Raw genomic sequence first — 17,626 nt, 5'->3', positions numbered from 1 at the left:
GGGAGGTCAGATCGCGAGGGCGCGGGTGACGACTTCGAGGGTGTCCTTGCTGAGGTCCGGCCGCGCCGCGACACGCGCGATTGCCTCGCGGGCGGCGCTGCGGTACGGCTCGGCGAGCTTGCTCCAGCGGTCGAGCGCGCGCGCGAGGCGGGCGGCGACCTGCGGGTTGATCGCGTCGAGCTCGATCACGCGGTCGCTCCAGAACACGTAGCCGGCGGCGTCCGTGCGGTGCAGGGCTCCCGGGTTGGCGTTGCAGTAGCTGAAGATCACGCTGCGCGCCCGGTTCGGGTTCTTGATCGAGAAATCCGGGTGCTTCATGAGCTGCTTGACCAGCGGCAGGATGTCGCCGCCGCGGTCGGGCGCGCCGGCCTGCAGCGAGAACCACTTGTCGATCACCAGCGCCTCGTGCTTGAAGATCTCGTGGAAACGCGCGAGCGCCTGCGCCGCCAGCGCATGGCCCGAGGAGACCAGCGCGCTGAGCGCATTGAAGCGGTCGGTCATGTTGCCCGCGTCCTTGAAGCGCTGCAGCGTCTTGCCGGGCCAGATCGCGTCGCCGGAGCTGCGCGCGGCCAGGCAAAGATTCGCGAGGGCCATGCCCGCGAGTGCGCGGCGGCCCGAGGAGACCGGATCGGGCGTGTAGGCGCCGGTGTCGCGGTTCTGCTCGTAGGCCTGCTCCCAGTCGGCGAAGAGGGCGGTCGCGAGCTGGGCGCGCATGGCTTCGCGCACCGCATGCACGCGCTGCGGATCGACCACGTCGAGCTGCTCGGCGATGTAGGTTTCCGACGGCAGCGTCAGCACCAGTTCCTTGAACGCGGCATCGAGCTGCCGATGGCGCAGCACGCTGCGCATCGCCTCGATGAAGGCATGGTTCAGCGGCGGCTCGTGTGTGTCGCCGGGCGTCGCGATGGCATGCAGCGCGGCACGCAGGGCCAGGCGCTGGCCGGCTTCCCAGCGGTTGAAGGGATCGGTGTCGTTGGCGAGCAGCGTGAGCAGCTGCGCGTCGCTGTACTCGTAGTCGAGGATCACCGGCGCGCTGAAGCCGCGCAGGATCGACGGCACCGGTTCGGCGTCGACGTTGACGAAGCACAGCTGTTCGCCGGCGCGCGTGAGCACCAGCGTGCGCGTGCCGTGGGTGGCCTCGGCGTCGCCCTCGAGCTGCACCGGCAATTCGCGGCCGTCCGTGCCGAGCAGGCCGATGTTGACCGGGATGACGAAGGGCTCCTTGACCGGCTGGCCCGGGGTGGGCGGGCAGTTCTGCACGAAGCTCAGCGTGTAGGTGCGGGCGACCGGGTCGTAGACGCCATGCGCGGTGAGGCGCGGCGTGCCGGCCTGGCTGTACCAGCGCTTGAATTGCGGCAGCAGGCGCGCGAGGTCGGAGTCGGGATTCGCATCGGCGATCGCCTGCGCAAAGTCGTCGCAGGTCACGGCCTGACCGTCGTGGCGCTCGAAGTACAGCGTGATGCCGCGCTCGAAGCCCTTGCGGCCGACCAGCGTCTGCATCATGCGCACCACTTCCGCACCCTTCTCGTAGATGGTGACGGTGTAGAAGTTGCTGATCTCGATGTAGCTGTCGGGCCGCACCGGATGCGCCATCGGGCCGGCGTCTTCGGGGAACTGCGCGGTGCGCAGCACGCGCACGTCCTCGATGCGCTTGACCGCGCGCGCGGAGGCTTCGGCGCACAGGTCCTGGCTGAACTCCTGGTCGCGGAAGACCGTGAGGCCTTCCTTCAGCGAGAGCTGGAACCAGTCGCGGCAGGTCACGCGATCGCCGCTCCAGTTGTGGAAGTACTCGTGGCCGACCACGCTTTCGATGTTGCTGTAGTCGGCGTCGGTCGCGGTGGCCTGGTTGGCGAGAACGTACTTCGTGTTGAAGATGTTCAGGCCCTTGTTCTCCATCGCGCCCATGTTGAAGTCGCTGGTCGCGACGATCATGAAGCGGTCGAGGTCGAGCGACAGGCCGAAGCGCGCCTCGTCCCACATCACCGAGTTGATGAGCGAATTCATCGCGTGCTCGGTCTTGTCGAGGTCGCCGGCGCGCACGTAGACCTGCAGCAGGTGCTCCTTGCCGCTGCGCGCCCTGATGCGCTGCTCGCGCGCCACCAGCTTGCCCGCGACCAGTGCGAACAGGTAGCTCGGCTTGCGGAAGGGGTCGACCCACTTCGCGAAGTGGCGGCCTTCGGGCAGCTCGCCCTGCTCGACGAGGTTGCCGTTGGACAGCAGCACCGGGTAGGCGGCCTTCAACGCACGGATCGTGACGGTGTAGCTCGCCATCACGTCCGGCCGGTCGAGGAAGTAGGTGATGCGGCGGAAGCCTTCGGCCTCGCACTGCGTGAAGAAGGTGTCCTCGCTCACGAACAGGCCCATGAGCTTGGTGTTCTTGTTCGGGCAGCAGGTGGTGAAGATCTCCAGCTCGAAGGCGTCGGGCAGGTTGTCGATCAGGAGCTGGTCGGCTTCCATGCGGAAGGACGCGCCCTGGCCGTCGACCAGCACGCGCGCGAGGTTCAGCTCGTCGCCGTCCAGGCGCAGCGGCTCGGGCGCCACGGCGGGATTGCGGCGCAGGCGCATGCGGTTGAGCACGCGCGTCTTGGCCGGGTCCAGGTCGAAGGTGAGGTCGACAGTGTCGATCCAGTAGGCAGGCGCGCTGTAGTCCTCGCGGCGGATCGCGACGGGCTGGTCTTGGGCATCACGCAACAGCATCGAATGTCTCCAGGAAGTTTGAGTTGGCGAGTTCGTCGTAGTCGCGCACGGCCGCGATGACATGCGGCCCTGCGAGTTCTGCGGCACTGTGGGTGGTGCAGACGGCGACGGCCATCATGCCGCCGCGGCGGGCGGCCTCGATGCCGAAGGGGGCGTCTTCGAAGACCACGCAACGCGAGGGCGCGACGCCGATGCGCTTCGCGGCTTCGAGGAAGATCGCCGGCTCGGGCTTGCCGGGCAAGCCCTCGTCGCCGCCGACGATCGCGTTCGGGTGGGGATCGAGGCGCAGGTTCGACAGCGTGAACGCGATGTTGTGCTTGTCGCCTGCGGTGCCGACGGCGATCTTCAGGCCGCGCGCCGCCGCCGACTTCGCGAAGGCGCTGAAGCCGGCCACCTCGCGGAACTGCGCGCCGAAGAGCTCGCGGTAGATCGATTCCTTCTCGTGCGTGATCGCGGCGCTTTCGGCCTCGGTCACTTCGCGGCCCATCAGCTCGCACGCGCATTCGAACGCGGTGCGGCCGGTGGTGCGGCGCATGAAGTCCGGCACGTCGAGCGCGAGACCGTTGCGCACGCCGTATTCGACCCAGGCCTTGGCATGCCATGGCATGGAGTCGACCATGGTGCCGTCCATGTCGAAGATCAGGGCTTCCGCCTTGTGCATCGCGCCTTTCATCAGACGCCCTGCTTCAGCGAGGCTTCGATGAACGGGTCGAGGTCGCCGTCGAGCACCTTCTGGGTCGCCGAGATTTCGACGTTGGTGCGCAAGTCCTTGATGCGGCTGTTGTCCAGCACGTAGCTGCGGATCTGGTGGCCCCAGCCGACGTCGGTCTTGCTGTCTTCGAGCTTCTGCTGCTCTTCCATGCGCTTGCGCATCTCGTGGTCGTACAGGCGCGAGCGCAGGCGCTTCCAGGCGACGTCGCGATTGCTGTGCTGGCTGCGGCCGTCCTGGCACTGCACCACGATGCCGGTCGGGATGTGCGTGAGCCGCACGGCCGAGTCGGTCTTGTTGATGTGCTGCCCGCCGGCGCCGCTGGCGCGGAAGGTGTCGGTGCGCACATCGGCCGGGTTGATCTCGATCTCGATCGTGTCGTCGATCTCAGGGTAGACGAAGATGCTCGCGAAGCTGGTGTGGCGGCCGCCCGAGGAATCGAAGGGCGACTTGCGGACCAGCCGGTGCACGCCGGTTTCGGTGCGCAAGAGGCCGAAGGCGTAGTCGCCTTCCACCTTGATCGTGGCGCTCTTGATGCCCGCGGTGTCGCCGGGGGTTTCGTCCTCGATCTGCGTCTTGAAGCCCTTGCGCTCGGCGTACTTGAGGTACTGGCGCAGCAGCATGCTGGCCCAGTCGCAGGCTTCGGTGCCGCCGGCGCCGGCCTGGATGTCGACGAAGGCGTTGAGCGGATCGGCCGGGTTGTTGAACATCCGGCGGAACTCGAGCTGCTTGATGTCGGCTTCGAGCTTGGAAGCGTCGTCGGCGATGGCCTGCAGGCCGTCGATGTCGCCTTCTTCCTTGGACATCTCGTAGAGCTCGGTGTTGTCCGAGAGCCCGCTGGTCAGCCGGTCGATGCTGACGACCACGTCATCCAGCGACTTCTTTTCGCGGCCCAGTTCCTGGGCCTTCTTGGGGTCATTCCAGACGTTCGGATCTTCGAGCGATGCGTTGACCGTCCTCAGACGTTCGGCCTTGGCATCGTAGTCAAAGATACCTCCGAAGATCGACGGTCCGGGCGCTCAGGTCCGCAAGGGTTGCGCCGATTTGGTTGATTTGCTCTGCATCCATGGGGTGTCCTGACGGTGTTCGGGGAAAACCGGGCATTTTCTCATGTCGTGCAAGGCCGGGTCCCCAGCATGGCGGCACCCGGGCAGGGGCATCAGCGGGCGAAGAAATCCTCGATCAGCGAGGCCACGCGGGCGGGCTGGTCGTGATGCAGCATGTGGCCGGCGTCGTCGACGCGGGCGATGCGCGCGTCGGCCACCTTTTTCAGGCGCTCGTGGTACTCGTCCAGCGAATAACGGCCCTTCCACCACTGGGAGAGGCTGTCGTCGGAGGCCTCCACGGCCAGCACCGGCGCCGTGATGCAGGCATAGAGCGCCAGCATCTCGTCGACCCGGAAGATGTGGGCGTTGATGATCTTGTGCGCCGGATCGCCGAGGATTTCCCAGCGGTTATCACCGTCGGCGTGCGGCCTGGCGACCGACCAGTGCGCTGCGAGCCAGTCGGCCTTGTCCTGCGACAGCCGGGGATTGGTCTTGATGAGCCGGCGCGCGACGCCGTCGACCGCTGAATAGCTCGCGAGCTTCATCTCGCCGCGATGCAGGCGCTTGATCTCGTCGATCCACTTGCCGTAGCGTTCGGGCGCCTGCTCGGGCTTGAGTGCCGGCATGCCGAAGCCTTCCAGGTTGACCAGCCGCCGGATGCGCTGCGGCCGCACGCCCGAATACTGCATCGCCACATTGCCGCCCATGCTGTGGCCGACCAGGTCGATGGGGCGGTCGCCCGCGTAGTGGTCGAGCAGCCAGTCGAGATCGGCGAGGTAGTCGGGCAACCAGTAGTTGTCGACCTTGCCGCCGTCGGTGAGTCCGAAGCCGCGGAAGTCGGGCGCGATGACCCAGCGCTCATCCTTCATGGCGTCGACCACGAATTGCCACGACGCGGCGACATCCATCCAGCCGTGCAGCAGCACCAATGGCGGCCGTTCGGTGGACGGCTCGCCCCACTGGCGCACGTGATAGCGGAGGTTGCGGACCGGGACGAATTCGCTGCGGGAGACGCGGAGGGCTTGGTACATCGGGCTCGAATGATACGGACGACCCGGCCGCGGTGCGGTCCGGTGGACGACACGGCGATTGGCCAACGGGTAGCATTTCGGCCATGAAGAAAATCCAACTCGGTCAGAGCGACCTCCATGTCACGCCGGTCTGCCTCGGCACCATGACCTTCGGTGAGCAGGTCAACGAACCCACCGCCCATGCGATCCTCGATCGCGCCCTCGAACGCGGCATCGATTTCATCGACACGGCCGAGATGTATGCCGTGCCGGCCCGCAAGGAAACCTTCGGCGCGACCGAGACCATCATCGGCAACTGGTTCGCCAGGAACCCGGGCCTGCGCCAGAAGATCGTGCTCGCGACCAAGGTGGCCGGCCCCTCGCGCGGCATGCCCTGGGTGCGCGAAGGCAGCGGCATGACGGCGGTCGACATCGCGGCGTCGTGCGAGGCCAGCCTCAAGAGGCTCAAGACCGATGTGATCGACCTCTACCAGATCCACTGGCCCGAGCGCCATGTGCCGGCCTTCGGCTCGATCTACTACGACCCGAGCAAGGAAAAGTCCGCCACCTCGATCCACGAGCAGCTCGAGGCGCTCGGCAGGCTGGTCAAGGCCGGCAAGGTGCGGGCGATCGGCCTGTCGAACGAAACGCCTTATGGCGTGCACGAGTTCGTTCGTCTCGCGGAACAGCATGGGCTGCCGCGCATCGCGACGGTGCAGAACGTCTATTGCCTGATCAGCCGCGCGCTCGAAAACGGTCTCGACGAGACCATGCACCGCCTTGGCGTGTCGCTCCTGGCCTACTCGCCGCTGGCCTTCGGCCTCTTGACCGGCAAGTACGACCAGAGCGGCACCGAAGGGCCGGATGCGCCAAAGGGTGCGCGCATCTCCAGCTACGAGTCGGTGCGCAAGCAGCGCTGGGGCCGCGCCGACGCGCTGGTGGCCGCGCGCCGCTACAACGCGCTCGCCCGCGAGCATGACATGACGCCCGCGAAGTTGGCGTTGGCCTTCTGCTACACCAAGTGGCAGGTGGCGAGCACGATCATCGGCGTGACTTCGGTGGCCCAGCTCGACGAAGACCTCGATGCCTGGGGTACCACGCTGTCGCCCGAACTCCTCGCGGAAATTGACAAGATCCGGTGGGAATTGCGCGACCCGGCGGCATGAAAAGAGCCCCCCGGCTTTTCACGCGCGTTGCGCGTGTAACTCCACCCCCCGAGGGGGAGGCGCAGCCGCCTCGGGGCGGCCCGGCGGCGGCCGCATGAGTAAGAAGACGCACGTCTCCGAAACGCCCGCGACGCAGTTGTTGCGGGCGAACGGCATCGTGTTCACCGAGCATCCCTACGAATACGTCGAGCATGGCGGCGCGCAGCACAGCGCCGAAGTGCTGGGATTCGACCCGTTCACCGTGGTCAAGACGCTCGTGATGCAGGACCAGGACGCCAAGCCGCTCATCGTGCTGATGCACGGCAACCGCACTGTGTCGACCAAGAACCTCGCGCGGCAGATCGGCGCCAAGTCGGTCGAGCCGTGCAAGCCGGAGGTCGCGAACCGCCACAGCGGCTATCTGGTCGGCGGCACCTCGCCGTTCGGCACGCGCCGTGCGATGCCGGTCTACATCGAGTCGACCATCCTCGATCTGCCGCGCATCGCCATCAATGGCGGCAGGCGCGGCTATCTGGTTGGCATCGACCCGCAGGTGTGCGTGAAGCTGCTGGACGCGAAATCGGTGCAGTGCGCGCTGGCAGAATAGCCGGCTGCCTCGATGGGAGGCGAGCCGCCGGGTTTGCCGGCCCGGAGACACTGTGAGTTCCTACTTTCCCACGATCGTCGCGATCGTTCTTTCGTACCTGTTGGGTTCGCTGTCCTTTGCGGTCATCGTCAGCAAGGCGCTCGGCATGGCCGACCCGCGAAGCTACGGCAGCAAGAACCCCGGCGCCACGAACGTGCTGCGCTCGGGCAACAAGGGCGCCGCATTGGCGACCTTGCTGCTCGATGCGCTCAAGGGATGGATTCCTGTCTTCCTGATCCATCACTACGGCGCGAGCTGGGGCATGGGGCAGGGCACCGCTGCGGTAGCCGGTCTTGCCGCCTTTCTCGGGCATCTGTATCCGGTGTTCTTCGGCTTCCAGGGCGGCAAGGGCGTCGCCACCGCGGCTGGTGCGCTGCTCGGCATCGACTGGCTGCTCGGGTTGGCAACCGGCTGCACCTGGCTGATCATCGCCATCTTCTTCCGCTATTCGTCGCTGGCGTCGATCGTCGCGGCCTTCTTCGCGCCGGCCTACTACCTGATCGGCGGCCGGATCGCCTGGCCGCTGGACCTCACGGTGCTGCTGTCGCTGGTTTCGATCAGCCTGCTGCTGATCTGGCGGCATCGCGAAAACATCCGCCGGCTCGCAGCCGGCACCGAGTCGAAGCTCGGATCCAAGAAGAAATAGGAGCAGCTTATGGGAACCATCCAGCGCTTTCACGTCGGCCCGCGCCTGAGCGAAACCGCCGTGCACAACGGAACCATCTACCTTGCCGGACAGGTGCCCGACGACACCACAGAGGACATCCGCGGCCAGACCGCACAGGTGCTCGCGATGGTCGACCGCCTGCTGGCCGAGGCCGGCAGCGACAAGTCGCGCATCCTGATGACGCAGATCTTCCTGGCCGACATCAGCGAGATCGGCGCGATGAACGAGGTCTGGGACGCGTGGATCCCCGCCGGCAACACGCCGCCGCGCGCGACGGTGCAGGCCGCGATGGCCAACCCGGGCTACAGGATCGAGATCGTGGTGACCGCCGCTGCGATCTGATCAATAGCGTTTTTCCAGCACCATCTGGTCCGCATCACGCCGCATCGAAAAGCGGCTGATGAAGCTGTTGCCCAGCAGGATGTACGGCATCGGCTGCTGCGAGACGACCGCATCGACGTCGTACACCTCGACGTCGCCGACCCGCACTGAGTTGAGGCGCACCCGATAGGCCCGCGCCATGCCGTTTGCCGTGTTCATCTGCACCGGCTGGCCCTTGATGTAGTCGAGGCCGATGCGCTGCGCGTCGGCCTCGGACATCGCAACCGCGGTGGCGCCGGTGTCGACCATGAAGCTCACGGCACGGCCGTTGATCGCGCCCTGCGTCATGAAGTGGCCGCCGCTCGATACCGGCAGCACGATGCGCGTGCCGCCGGCGCCGCCGCCTCCGCCGCCGATGCTGACCGGCGTATCCATGCGGATCGAAGCCCGCTTGCCGCCGGACTCGACGGTCGCCTGGTCGCCCTGCAGGGCAACGAGCTTGACGCCCTGGAAGGTCTCGCCGACGGCCACGGTCTTCGGCGCGCTGCCGTCCACAATCAGGATCGCGCGGCTGCCGATGGTGCCGGTTAGCATGACCGATTGGGCCTGCGCGAAGCCGCAGGCCGCGACGAGCAGCACAGGAATGAGCGACTTCACGGCGCGGCGCTCAATCTCGGAAGTTGTTGAAGGTCAATGGCAGGTCGGCCACGTCCTTCTTGATCAGCGCCATCGCCGCCTGAAGGTCGTCGCGCTTGGCGCCGGTCACGCGCACCGCGTCGCCCTGGATCGCGGCCTGCACCTTGAGCTTGCTGTCCTTGATGAGCCGCTGAATCTTCTTGGCGGTTTCGGATTCGATGCCGCTCTTGACCTTGATGACCTGCTTGACCTTGTCGCCGCCGATCTTCTGGACGTCGCCCTTGTCGAGAAAGCGCACGTCGACGCTGCGCTTGGTGAGCTTGTTGCGCAGGATGTCCTCGACCTGCACGAGTTGGAACTCGGCGTCGCCGATCAGGGTGATCTCCTTGTCCTTGAGCTCGACGGCGGCGGCGGTGCCCTTGAAGTCGAAGCGGGTGGCGATTTCCTTGGCGGTGTTCTCCACTGCGTTCTTGACCTCGGGCAGGTTGGGTTCACAAACAGTGTCGAAAGACGGCATGAAGGCTCCGGCAGCAACAGAATGAAAAGAGGGCCGCACGCAGTGCCGCGCGGCGCACGAATGCGACAATTCTCCCATGATCGTGGAGCACAACGTACCGCTGCAGCAGCACAACAGCTTCGGCATCGTCGCGCGCGCACGGCATCTGGCGCGCATCGGCGAAGAAGCCGACGTGGCGGCGCTGCTGGCGGACGAGAAATGGCGCAGGGCGCCCAAGTTCGTGCTCGGCGGCGGCAGCAACATCGTGCTGACCGGCGACGTCAAGCCGCTGGTGCTCAAGGTCGAGATCAAGGGCCGGCGGCTGGTGGAAGAAAGCTCGCGCGCCTGGATCGTCGAGGCCGGGGCCGGCGAGGTCTGGCACGACACGGTGAACTGGACCCTGGACCAGGGCTTGCCCGGGCTCGAGAACCTCGCGCTCATTCCAGGCACCGTGGGCGGCTCGCCCGTGCAGAACATCGGCGCCTACGGCGTCGAACTGCAGGACCGCTTCGATTCGCTCGACGCGATCGATCTCGAAACCGGCCGGCCGTTCACGCTCGATGCGGCGCAGTGCGCCTTCGGTTATCGCGACTCGGTGTTCAAGCACGTCGGTGCCGGCGAGAACGATTTCGGTCTTGCCGGACGGGCGCTGATCACGCGCGTGCGTTTCCGGCTGCCCAAGCCGTGGAAGCCCGAGCTCGGCTACCTCGACCTCGAACGCAAGATGGCGGAGACGGGCAACTTCACGCCGAGCGCCATGGATATCTTCGATTGGATCTGCGCCATACGCCGCGCGAAGCTGCCAGACTGGCGGGTGCTCGGCAACGCCGGCAGCTTCTTCAAGAACCCGACCGTGACGCCCGAGCAGTGCGCTGACATCATCGCGCGCGACCCCAAGATCGTTCACTACCCGATGGCGGACGGCAGCATCAAGCTGGCGGCCGGCTGGCTGATCGACGCCTGCGGCTGGAAGGGGAAGTCGGTAGGCAACGCCGGCGTCTACGAACGCCAGGCGCTGGTGCTGGTCAACCGCGGCGGCAAGGAGAACCCGGTGACCGGCGGCGAGGTGATGACGCTGGCCAAGGCGATCCAGACCAGCGTCTACGAGCGCTTCGGCATCCGCCTGGAGCCCGAGCCAGTGGTGGTCTAGCTCGACCCAGGCTTCGCGCGTTTACTTGTCGTCGTTCTTCAGTTGAGGCAGGGATGCGCCCTGCTTCGAAGACAACAGCCCCGTCTGCGTATAGATCTTGAGCTTGTCGCGCGTGTCGGTGATGTCGAGGTTGCGCATCGTCAACTGGCCGATCCGGTCTGCCGGCGAGAACGTCGATTCGCCCTTTTCCATCGTCAGCCGCTCGGGCTGGTAGGTCAGGTTGGGGGACTCGGTATTCAGGATCGAATAGTCGTTGCCGCGGCGCAGTTCGATGGTCACTTCGCCGGTGATGGCGCGCGCCACCCAGCGCTGGGCGGTTTCGCGCAGCATGATCGCCTGCGGGTCGAACCAGCGGCCCTGGTACAGCAGGCGGCCGAGGCGGCGGCCGCTGTCGCGGTACTGCTCGATCGTGTCTTCGTTGTGGATGCCGGTGACCAGGCGCTCGTAGGCGATGAACAGCAGCGCCAGCCCCGGGGCTTCGTAGATGCCGCGGCTCTTCGCTTCGATGATGCGGTTCTCGATCTGGTCGCTCATGCCCAGGCCGTGGCGGCCGCCGACGCGGTTGGCTTCGAGGATCAGGTCGACGAGGCTCGTGTACTCGACGCCATTGATCGCGACCGGACGGCCTTCGACGAAGCGCACGGTGACTTCTTCGCGCTTGACCTCGACCTCGTCCTTCCAGAAGGCGACGCCCATGATCGGCTGGACGATTTTCATGCCGCTGTTCAGGTGCTCGAGGTCCTTCGCCTCGTGCGTCGCGCCGAGCATGTTCGAGTCGGTGGAGTAGGCCTTCTCGGCCGACATCTTGTAGGCGAAGCCGGCCTTCTGCATGAACGCCGACATCTCGGCGCGGCCGCCGAGTTCGTCGATGAAGGTCTGGTCGAGCCAGGGCTTGTAGATCTTCAGCGCCGGATTGGTGAGCAGGCCGTAGCGGTAGAAGCGCTCGATGTCGTTGCCCTTGTAGGTACTGCCGTCACCCCAGATGTTGACGTCGTCTTCCTTCATGGCCGACACCAGCATCGTGCCGGTGACCGCGCGGCCGAGCGGCGTGGTGTTGAAGTAGGTCAGGCCGGCGGTCGTGACATGGAAAGCGCCGGCCTGCAGCGCGGCAATGCCTTCGGCCGCGAGCTGCGCGCGGCAGTCGATCAGGCGCGCCTTCTCGGCCCCGTAGAGCATCGCCTTGCGCGGGATCTCGTCGTAGTCCGGCTCGTCGGGCTGGCCGAGGTTGGCGGTGTAGGCGTAGGGAATGGCGCCCTTGTTGCGCATCCAGTGCAGCGCGGCGCTGGTGTCGAGCCCGCCGGAGAAAGCGATGCCGACCTTCTGGCCGGCGGGTACGTTCTGAAGAATGGTGGACATGCTCGAATCCCGTTTCAACCGAAGTGGCAGATGTAGCTGTAGGGCTCGCCGCTCACGCGGATCTCGAAGGAAGAGTTGCCCGGTATGCTGAACTTCTCGCCCACGCCCGAGGCCACCCAGCTATCGGTGCCGGCGAGCTTGTATTCGCAGCGGCCGCTCGTGCCTTCCATGATTTCCGGCGCGCCGGTGTTGAAAGTGAGCGTGGACGGCAGGATCACGCCGACCGATTTCTTGGTGCCGTCGGCGAGCGTGAGGCTGTGGCTCACGCACTTGCCGTCGAAATACACATTCGCCTTGGTCGTGACCGAGACGTTCGGGAGGGAGTCGGTAGTGCTCATGAGGTAGGAGGGCGTGGCGCCGGCTGCGCGGGGCATCCGGCGGCGCGCCCCTTGCAGGACGCGCCCGTGCGTTGATTGGAAAGCCCGTGATTTTAGGCTTCCGACCGGCCCCCTGGCCGGCGGGGATCAATGCCAGCCGCGCGAGTAGCCGAAGCCGAGCGAAATGCCGATCGGCGGCCAGGCGTAGGCAGGCGGCGGGTAGTAGGCCGGGGCGGGGTAGTAGACCGGCGCCGCCGGCTGCACGTAGACGGGGGCGGGACCATAGACCGGTGCCGGCGCGACAGCGCCGCCGCCCGATACCACCACGCCCTGTTCGGGAACCACATGGTCCCAGCTTTGGGGAGCGGGTGCCTGCGGTTGCGCGTACTGCGGTTGCCCGTACGCTGCCTGTCCGTACTGCTGCTGTTCGTACTGCTGCTGTTCGTACTGCTGCTGCGGAGGAACGGGCGACGTGATGCCGTAGCTGTTGGCATCGACCCAGATGCTCGCGCCCGGCGGGGTGCTGGTTTGCGTCGTGTACTGGCGGCCGGCGTATTCGTAGGTGACGTGATAGCTGACGCTGCCGTTGGGTTCGGTGATCGGCGACGACGCGATCACGCGGGCCTGCACCTGTTCCGCGTGGGCCATCGTGGCACCGGCGCCGAGCACGGCAGCGAGCACCGAGACGGCGGAAATCCTGCGAAGGGTGTTCGTATTCATTTAAAAGAAACTCCAGAAAAGGGCGCCGGGGCCCTCGTAACGGGATTTGACGCGCTTCGGTGGTCCGGGTTCAACCGTTTACACAACGTGGCTTTTCCACTGGGCCGCATCGAAGCCTGTGGTCACAACGGCGCCGGCGTCCCATTGGACGACCGGCCGCTTGATGAGACTCGGATTCGCCAGCAGCACCGCGCGCGCGGAAGGCGCATCGACCACCGCTTCGCGCGTGGCGTCGTCGAGGCGGCGCCATGTGGTCCCGCGGCGGTTGACCAGGGCTTCCCAGCCGGGCGATTTCAGCCACCGGTCGAGCTCGGACTCCGGTACGCCGTCCTTCTTGAAATCGTGAAAACGGTAGGCGACGCCGTGCTCGTCGAGCCAGGCTCGGGCGCGTTTCACGGTGTCGCAGTTCGGGATGCCATAGAGAGTCGTCATCCCCCGATGATGCCCGCGGGGCTCCTCGGCGACAATTGAAGGCTCCATGAAAACCCTGGCCGACTGGCTCGCGCACGCCGAGCACCTGCATCCCAAGAACATCGAACTCGGGCTCGACCGGGTCCGCGCCGTGGCCCAAAAGCTCGGCCTTTCCTTCGATTGCCCCGTGATCACGGTGGCCGGCACGAACGGCAAGGGCTCCACCTGCGCGATGCTGGAATCGATCCTCACGCATGCGGGTTACCGCACCGCCGTGTTCACCTCGCCGCACCTGGTGCGCTTCGAGGAGCGCCTGCGCCTGCGCGGAGAGGCTGTCGACGGCGATGAGCTCTCGAAGCATTTCGAAGCCGTCGAGCGCCTGCGCGGCGAGGTCGCGCTGACCTATTTCGAGTTCACGACACTGGCCATCCTGCTGTGCATCGGGGCGAACAAGCCGGACGTCGCGATCCTGGAAGTCGGCCTTGGCGGGCGGCTCGATGCGGTCAACATCGTCGACGCCGACTGCGCGGTGATCACCAGCATCGACCTCGACCACATGGAATTCCTCGGCCTCGACCGCGAGAGCATCGGGCGCGAAAAGGCCGGCATCCTGCGCACGGGCCGTCCCGCCATCGTGAGTGATCCGGTGCCGCCGCAGAGCGTGATCGACCATGCCAAGGCGATCGGCGCGGACCTCTGGCTCGTCGGGCGCGATTTCAACGTCGCGGGGGACAAGCAGCAGTGGGGCTGGAGCGGCCGGGGCCGGCGCTACAGCGGGCTCGCGTATCCGGCGCTGCGGGGCGCCAACCAGTTGATCAATGCCGCAGGCGTGCTGGCCGCGCTCGAGTCGCTGCGGCCGCGTCTTCCGATCACCGCGCAGGCCGTGCGCAACGGCCTCGCGATGGTCGAACTGCCCGGGCGCTTCCAGATCGTGCCGGGTGAGCCGGCCCTCGTGCTCGATGTCGCGCACAACGCGCACGCGGTGGCGGCGCTCGCCGAAAACCTCGACGCGATGGGCTTCTATCCGACCACGCACGGCGTGTTCGGCGTGATGGCCGACAAGGACCTGGACCCGATCCTCGCGCGCATCGGGCCGTTGATCGACCGCTGGTATTTCACCGATCTGCCGACGCCGCGCGCCGCCAAGGCGGACGACCTGCTCGCCAGGTGGCAGGCGCAGAACAAGCGCAGCGACGTCGCGGGCAGCGTGCACCGCTCCCCCATGGAGGCGCTGCAGGCGGCCATCGATCGGGCCGACCCCACTGATAGAATCGTGGTCTTTGGATCGTTCTTCACCGTGGGTGGTGTGCTCGAGCACGGAACCCCCCGTCTGCGGGCCAGGCACCTGTCGTCCGGTTCCTGAGTCAGCCTGATTTTCGGCGCTCTTTCCACTTCACGCTGCACTCCATCAGGAAAACGAATTTCATGGCGTTCTTCAAGTTCCGCGAACGCGGTCCTCAGGGCAACGAAGGGCGAAACTCCGCCGTCGCCGCACCGCCGGCGGAAAGCATCGAAGCCATGCGCCGGCGGGCGAGGCACCGGCTTCTCGGCGCCGCAGTGCTGGTGCTGCTCGGGGTGATCGGTTTTCCCCTCTTGTTCGACACGCAGCCGCGGCCGGTCGCGGTCGACATCCCGATCGAGATCCCGGACCGGAACAAGGCCAAGCCCCTGGTGGTCCCGTCCACCCCCGCGCCTGCCACCTCCACGAGCGGCAAGCCGAGCGCAGCGGCCGCACCGGCCGTTGATGACGGCATGATCACCGAGGCCGCGGATGGGACCGAGATTCCCTCGTCGAAGCTGGCGGCCGTGACGCCGCCCCGCGAGGTCAAGTCGGAGCCCGCGCCGAAGCCCGAGGCCAGGCCGGAGCCCAAGCCCGAACTCAAGGCGAGACCGGAGCCGAAGGCCGAGGCCAAATCGGAGCCGAAGCCCGAGCCCAAGCCCGCAACCCCCAAGCCCGCGACTTCCGATGACGGCAACCGCGCGCGCGCCTTGCTGGAAGGCAAGACCGCCAGCGCCACGGCGGCAAAGCCTGCGGCAGCCGCCGAAGACAACGGCCGCTTCGTGGTCCAGGTCGGCGCTTTTGCCGACGCGGACAAGGCCAAGGAGGTGCGTCAGAAGCTTGAAAAGGCCGGCCTCAAGACCTATACAAATGTCGCGAAGACGTCCGACGGCGAGCGCACGCGTGTGCGTGTCGGGCCCTTCGCCTCGCGTGCCGAGGCGGACAAGGCGGCGGGCAAGGTCAAGGGCTTGTCTTTGCCGGCGGCCGTCCTCAGCTTGTAAGCCTGCGGCGAAGCGACGTGTTTCTCCTCGACTGGATCGCGGTCGTGCTGGTCGTGGTATCGATGTTGCTCGGGCTGCTGCGCGGACTGGTGTTCGAAGTCGTGCTGCTGGCGGGATGGGTTGCCGCGTTCTTGTGCGCCCAATGGCTGGCGGACGACGTGGGACGCTGGCTGCCGTTCGGCGAGCCGGCGGCAACGTGGCGCTACGCAGCAGGATTCGTCCTGGTGTTCGTGGCCGTCGCCTTCAGCGTGGGGCTGGTGGCGGCGCTCACGCGCAAGCTGGTGACGGCGATCGGATTGCGGCCGGTGGACCGCGTCCTGGGCGGCGTCTTCGGCGTCGCGCGCGGCGCGCTGGCGCTGCTCGCCGTGGCGGTTGTTGTTCATTTGCTGGCGTTGAGCGACAGTGCCTGGTGGCACGGATCGCGCAGCGCCATTGTTCTCGACGCGGCATTGCAGGGCCTGAAGCCTGCCCTGCCTGGAAAGTTGGCAAGCTACTTGCCCTGAGAGGATCGCTTCATGTGTGGAATCGTCGGCGTTGTCAGCAACGCTCCCGTCAATCAACTGCTCTATGACGCGCTGCTGCTGCTGCAGCATCGCGGCCAGGATGCCGCCGGCATCGTCACCTTGCAGCAGCGCAAGTTCTTCATGCACAAGGCCAAGGGCATGGTCCGCGACGTGTTCCGCACGCGCAACATGCGGGGCCTGCCGGGTGACGTCGGGCTGGGGCAGGTGCGCTATCCCACCGCCGGCAACGCCTACAGCGAAGAAGAGGCGCAGCCCTTCTATGTGAACGCGCCCTTCGGCATCGTGCTCGTGCACAACGGCAACCTCACGAACGCCCACGCGCTGCGTGCCGAACTGTTCTCCGCCGATCACCGGCACACCAACACCGAGAGCGATTCCGAAGTGCTGCTCAACGTGCTGGCGCACGAGATCGATCGCGCCACGCGCGGCGGATCGCTCACCTCGGCTGCGCTGTTCGAATCCGTGCGCAATGTGCATCGGCGGCTGCGTGGCTCGTATGCCGTCGTCGCGTTGATCGCCGGGCATGGCCTGCTGGCGTTCCGCGATCCCTACGGCATCCGGCCGCTGGCTATTGGCCGCGGCCCCGACGGGACGGTGATCGTTGCCAGCGAATCGGTCGCGCTCGAAGGCACGGGCCACACGTTCGAGCGCAACATCGCGCCGGGCGAGGCGGTCTTCGTCGATCTGCAAGGTCAGGTTCATTCCGAACAGTGCGCCGACTCGCCGACGCTCAATCCGTGCATCTTCGAGTTCGTCTACCTGGCGCGGCCCGATTCGGTGCTCGACGGCATCTCGGTCTATCAGGCGCGTTTGAATCTCGGCGAAACGTTGGCCAAGCGCGTGGTCTCGACGGTGCCGCCGAACGAGATCGACGTGATCATCCCGATCCCCGAATCGAGCCGGCCGAGCGCGACGCAACTGGCGCATCTGCTGGGCATTCCGTACCGCGAGGGCTTCGTCAAGAACCGCTACGTGGGCCGCACCTTCATCATGCCGGGGCAGGGCGTGCGCAAGAAGTCCGTGCGCCAGAAGCTCAACGTGATCGGCAGCGAGTTCAAGGGCCGCAACGTGCTGCTGGTCGACGACTCGATCGTGCGCGGCACCACCAGCCGCGAGATCGTGCAGATGGCGCGCGACGCCGGTGCCCGCAAGGTCTATCTCGCCAGCGCTGCGCCGCCGGTGCGCTTCCCCAACGTCTATGGCATCGACATGCCGACCAAGGACGAGCTGGTGGCGCATGACCGCACCGTCGAGCAAATCCGGGAACTCATCGGCTGCGATGCATTGATCTATCAGGATGTCGACGCGATGAAGCGTGCGATCGGCTCGCTCAACCCCAAGCTCGACGGCTTCGACGCCTCGTGCTTCGACGGCGTCTACGTGACCGGCGACATCGACACCGAGGCGATCACGCGCATGAATGGCAACCGCCCGCGCATCGAAGAGACCGAGGAAGACTCGTCGCGCCTCGTGCTGCCCAATCTGAGCTGAGCGC

The 17,626-nt window shown here is 66.5% G+C and carries 19 protein-coding genes; 9 read left to right on the top strand and 10 right to left on the bottom strand.

Going from position 1 to position 17,626, the window contains the following annotated elements:
• Positions 1-6 precede the first annotated feature (6 nt).
• The 4 genes from pepN to VAR608DRAFT_RS32445 all read right to left on the bottom strand — a co-directional run bounded on the left by pepN (position 7) and on the right by VAR608DRAFT_RS32445 (position 5,483).
• Positions 7-2,697: an aminopeptidase N gene (gene pepN / locus VAR608DRAFT_RS32460; protein ID WP_088957808.1), complete on the bottom strand. Its 2,691-nt coding sequence runs from the start codon at positions 2,695-2,697 to the stop codon at positions 7-9.
• On the bottom strand, positions 2,684-3,370 hold the full coding sequence (locus tag VAR608DRAFT_RS32455; protein WP_231973040.1) for an HAD family hydrolase: 687 nt from the start codon (positions 3,368-3,370) through the stop codon (positions 2,684-2,686). The genes pepN and VAR608DRAFT_RS32455 overlap by 14 nt, the downstream gene beginning before the upstream one ends.
• Positions 3,370-4,474, bottom strand: a protein-coding gene (prfB, locus tag VAR608DRAFT_RS32450; protein WP_157731175.1) for a peptide chain release factor 2 whose coding sequence is annotated in 2 segments (ribosomal slippage) — positions 3,370-4,392 and positions 4,394-4,474 — 1,104 coding nt in all. Because the reading frame shifts where the segments join, the coding sequence is not laid out codon by codon here. Before prfB ends, VAR608DRAFT_RS32455 begins: the two co-directional genes overlap by 1 nt.
• 91 nt (positions 4,475-4,565) lie before the next feature.
• Positions 4,566-5,483 carry an alpha/beta fold hydrolase gene (locus VAR608DRAFT_RS32445; protein WP_088957807.1) on the bottom strand — a complete coding sequence of 306 codons (918 nt, stop codon included), beginning with the start codon at positions 5,481-5,483 and terminating at the stop codon, positions 4,566-4,568.
• A gap of 83 nt (positions 5,484-5,566) precedes the next feature.
• On the opposite strand from VAR608DRAFT_RS32445, the gene VAR608DRAFT_RS32440 reads away from it, so the two are divergent.
• From VAR608DRAFT_RS32440 to VAR608DRAFT_RS32425, 4 genes are all read left to right on the top strand, one after another.
• A complete protein-coding gene (locus VAR608DRAFT_RS32440; RefSeq protein WP_088957806.1) occupies positions 5,567-6,628 on the top strand; it encodes an aldo/keto reductase in 1,062 nt (353 codons plus the stop codon).
• A gap of 94 nt (positions 6,629-6,722) precedes the next feature.
• Positions 6,723-7,214, top strand: coding sequence for an aminoacyl-tRNA deacylase (locus tag VAR608DRAFT_RS32435; RefSeq protein WP_088957805.1), 492 nt, complete (start codon positions 6,723-6,725; stop codon positions 7,212-7,214).
• A 52-nt stretch (positions 7,215-7,266) separates the two neighbouring features.
• A complete protein-coding gene (gene plsY, locus VAR608DRAFT_RS32430; RefSeq protein WP_088957804.1) occupies positions 7,267-7,899 on the top strand; it encodes a glycerol-3-phosphate 1-O-acyltransferase PlsY in 633 nt (210 codons plus the stop codon).
• 9 nt (positions 7,900-7,908) lie between these two features.
• On the top strand, positions 7,909-8,262 hold the full coding sequence (locus VAR608DRAFT_RS32425) for a RidA family protein (protein ID WP_088957803.1): 354 nt from the start codon (positions 7,909-7,911) through the stop codon (positions 8,260-8,262).
• On the opposite strand, the gene VAR608DRAFT_RS32420 is transcribed toward VAR608DRAFT_RS32425, so the two are convergent.
• Together VAR608DRAFT_RS32420 and VAR608DRAFT_RS32415 are read right to left on the bottom strand one after the other, a co-directional pair.
• On the bottom strand, positions 8,263-8,835 hold the full coding sequence (locus VAR608DRAFT_RS32420) for a TIGR02281 family clan AA aspartic protease (RefSeq protein WP_172844008.1): 573 nt from the start codon (positions 8,833-8,835) through the stop codon (positions 8,263-8,265).
• Between the two features lie 73 nt (positions 8,836-8,908).
• Positions 8,909-9,394, bottom strand: coding sequence for a YajQ family cyclic di-GMP-binding protein (locus tag VAR608DRAFT_RS32415; RefSeq protein WP_088957801.1), 486 nt, complete (start codon positions 9,392-9,394; stop codon positions 8,909-8,911).
• A 76-nt stretch (positions 9,395-9,470) separates the two neighbouring features.
• Between VAR608DRAFT_RS32415 and murB the strand changes: the two genes are divergently transcribed.
• Complete coding sequence (gene murB, locus VAR608DRAFT_RS32410; RefSeq protein ID WP_088957800.1) at positions 9,471-10,523, top strand: UDP-N-acetylmuramate dehydrogenase; 1,053 nt, start codon at positions 9,471-9,473, stop codon at positions 10,521-10,523.
• A 21-nt stretch (positions 10,524-10,544) separates the two neighbouring features.
• Here murB and argG read toward each other — a convergent pair whose 3' ends face one another.
• The 4 genes from argG to VAR608DRAFT_RS32390 all read right to left on the bottom strand — a co-directional run bounded on the left by argG (position 10,545) and on the right by VAR608DRAFT_RS32390 (position 13,348).
• Positions 10,545-11,879 (bottom strand): argininosuccinate synthase, encoded by a 1,335-nt coding sequence (gene argG, locus VAR608DRAFT_RS32405; RefSeq protein ID WP_088957799.1) that lies wholly within the window; start codon positions 11,877-11,879, stop codon positions 10,545-10,547.
• A 14-nt stretch (positions 11,880-11,893) separates the two neighbouring features.
• Entirely contained in the window at positions 11,894-12,217 is a 324-nt protein-coding gene (gene ppnP, locus VAR608DRAFT_RS32400; RefSeq protein WP_088959097.1) for a pyrimidine/purine nucleoside phosphorylase, read from the bottom strand.
• Between the two features lie 126 nt (positions 12,218-12,343).
• Positions 12,344-12,916, bottom strand: a complete 573-nt coding sequence (locus VAR608DRAFT_RS32395; protein WP_088957798.1) for a hypothetical protein — start codon at positions 12,914-12,916, stop codon at positions 12,344-12,346.
• A 78-nt stretch (positions 12,917-12,994) separates the two neighbouring features.
• Positions 12,995-13,348 (bottom strand): ArsC family reductase, encoded by a 354-nt coding sequence (locus VAR608DRAFT_RS32390; protein WP_088957797.1) that lies wholly within the window; start codon positions 13,346-13,348, stop codon positions 12,995-12,997.
• Positions 13,349-13,394: 46 nt separating this feature from the next.
• On the opposite strand from VAR608DRAFT_RS32390, the gene folC reads away from it, so the two are divergent.
• The 4 genes from folC to purF all read left to right on the top strand — a co-directional run bounded on the left by folC (position 13,395) and on the right by purF (position 17,622).
• Positions 13,395-14,690, top strand: a complete 1,296-nt coding sequence (gene folC / locus VAR608DRAFT_RS32385; protein ID WP_172843930.1) for a bifunctional tetrahydrofolate synthase/dihydrofolate synthase — start codon at positions 13,395-13,397, stop codon at positions 14,688-14,690.
• 62 nt (positions 14,691-14,752) lie between these two features.
• Positions 14,753-15,607, top strand: a complete 855-nt coding sequence (locus tag VAR608DRAFT_RS32380) for an SPOR domain-containing protein (RefSeq protein ID WP_088957795.1) — start codon at positions 14,753-14,755, stop codon at positions 15,605-15,607.
• 17 nt (positions 15,608-15,624) lie between these two features.
• Positions 15,625-16,110: a CvpA family protein gene (locus VAR608DRAFT_RS32375; protein WP_088957794.1), complete on the top strand. Its 486-nt coding sequence runs from the start codon at positions 15,625-15,627 to the stop codon at positions 16,108-16,110.
• Positions 16,111-16,122: 12 nt separating this feature from the next.
• Positions 16,123-17,622 (top strand): amidophosphoribosyltransferase, encoded by a 1,500-nt coding sequence (gene purF / locus VAR608DRAFT_RS32370; protein WP_088957793.1) that lies wholly within the window; start codon positions 16,123-16,125, stop codon positions 17,620-17,622.
• The last annotated feature ends 4 nt before the right edge of the window (positions 17,623-17,626 follow it).

Source organism: Variovorax sp. HW608 (genome assembly GCF_900090195.1).
GTDB lineage: Bacteria > Pseudomonadota > Gammaproteobacteria > Burkholderiales > Burkholderiaceae_C > Variovorax.
This window is presented reverse-complemented; position numbering and strand designations above follow the sequence as displayed.

What these genes read in the sequence shown, in the direction of transcription:
- VAR608DRAFT_RS32445 (WP_088957807.1), bottom strand. Translation starts at nt 5,483, where the DNA reads ATGTACCAAGCCCTCCGCGTCTCCCGCAGCGAATTCGTCCCGGTCCGC.
- VAR608DRAFT_RS32390 (WP_088957797.1), bottom strand. Translation starts at nt 13,348, where the DNA reads ATGACGACTCTCTATGGCATCCCGAACTGCGACACCGTGAAACGCGCC.
- VAR608DRAFT_RS32420 (WP_172844008.1), bottom strand. Translation starts at nt 8,835, where the DNA reads ATGCTAACCGGCACCATCGGCAGCCGCGCGATCCTGATTGTGGACGGC.
- VAR608DRAFT_RS32455 (WP_231973040.1), bottom strand. Translation starts at nt 3,370, where the DNA reads ATGAAAGGCGCGATGCACAAGGCGGAAGCCCTGATCTTCGACATGGAC.
- argG (WP_088957799.1), bottom strand. Translation starts at nt 11,879, where the DNA reads ATGTCCACCATTCTTCAGAACGTACCCGCCGGCCAGAAGGTCGGCATC.
- VAR608DRAFT_RS32415 (WP_088957801.1), bottom strand. Translation starts at nt 9,394, where the DNA reads ATGCCGTCTTTCGACACTGTTTGTGAACCCAACCTGCCCGAGGTCAAG.
- VAR608DRAFT_RS32435 (WP_088957805.1), top strand. Translation starts at nt 6,723, where the DNA reads ATGAGTAAGAAGACGCACGTCTCCGAAACGCCCGCGACGCAGTTGTTG.
- purF (WP_088957793.1), top strand. Translation starts at nt 16,123, where the DNA reads ATGTGTGGAATCGTCGGCGTTGTCAGCAACGCTCCCGTCAATCAACTG.
- VAR608DRAFT_RS32425 (WP_088957803.1), top strand. Translation starts at nt 7,909, where the DNA reads ATGGGAACCATCCAGCGCTTTCACGTCGGCCCGCGCCTGAGCGAAACC.
- folC (WP_172843930.1), top strand. Translation starts at nt 13,395, where the DNA reads ATGAAAACCCTGGCCGACTGGCTCGCGCACGCCGAGCACCTGCATCCC.
- ppnP (WP_088959097.1), bottom strand. Translation starts at nt 12,217, where the DNA reads ATGAGCACTACCGACTCCCTCCCGAACGTCTCGGTCACGACCAAGGCG.
- murB (WP_088957800.1), top strand. Translation starts at nt 9,471, where the DNA reads ATGATCGTGGAGCACAACGTACCGCTGCAGCAGCACAACAGCTTCGGC.
- VAR608DRAFT_RS32395 (WP_088957798.1), bottom strand. Translation starts at nt 12,916, where the DNA reads ATGAATACGAACACCCTTCGCAGGATTTCCGCCGTCTCGGTGCTCGCT.
- VAR608DRAFT_RS32440 (WP_088957806.1), top strand. Translation starts at nt 5,567, where the DNA reads ATGAAGAAAATCCAACTCGGTCAGAGCGACCTCCATGTCACGCCGGTC.
- VAR608DRAFT_RS32380 (WP_088957795.1), top strand. Translation starts at nt 14,753, where the DNA reads ATGGCGTTCTTCAAGTTCCGCGAACGCGGTCCTCAGGGCAACGAAGGG.
- pepN (WP_088957808.1), bottom strand. Translation starts at nt 2,697, where the DNA reads ATGCTGTTGCGTGATGCCCAAGACCAGCCCGTCGCGATCCGCCGCGAG.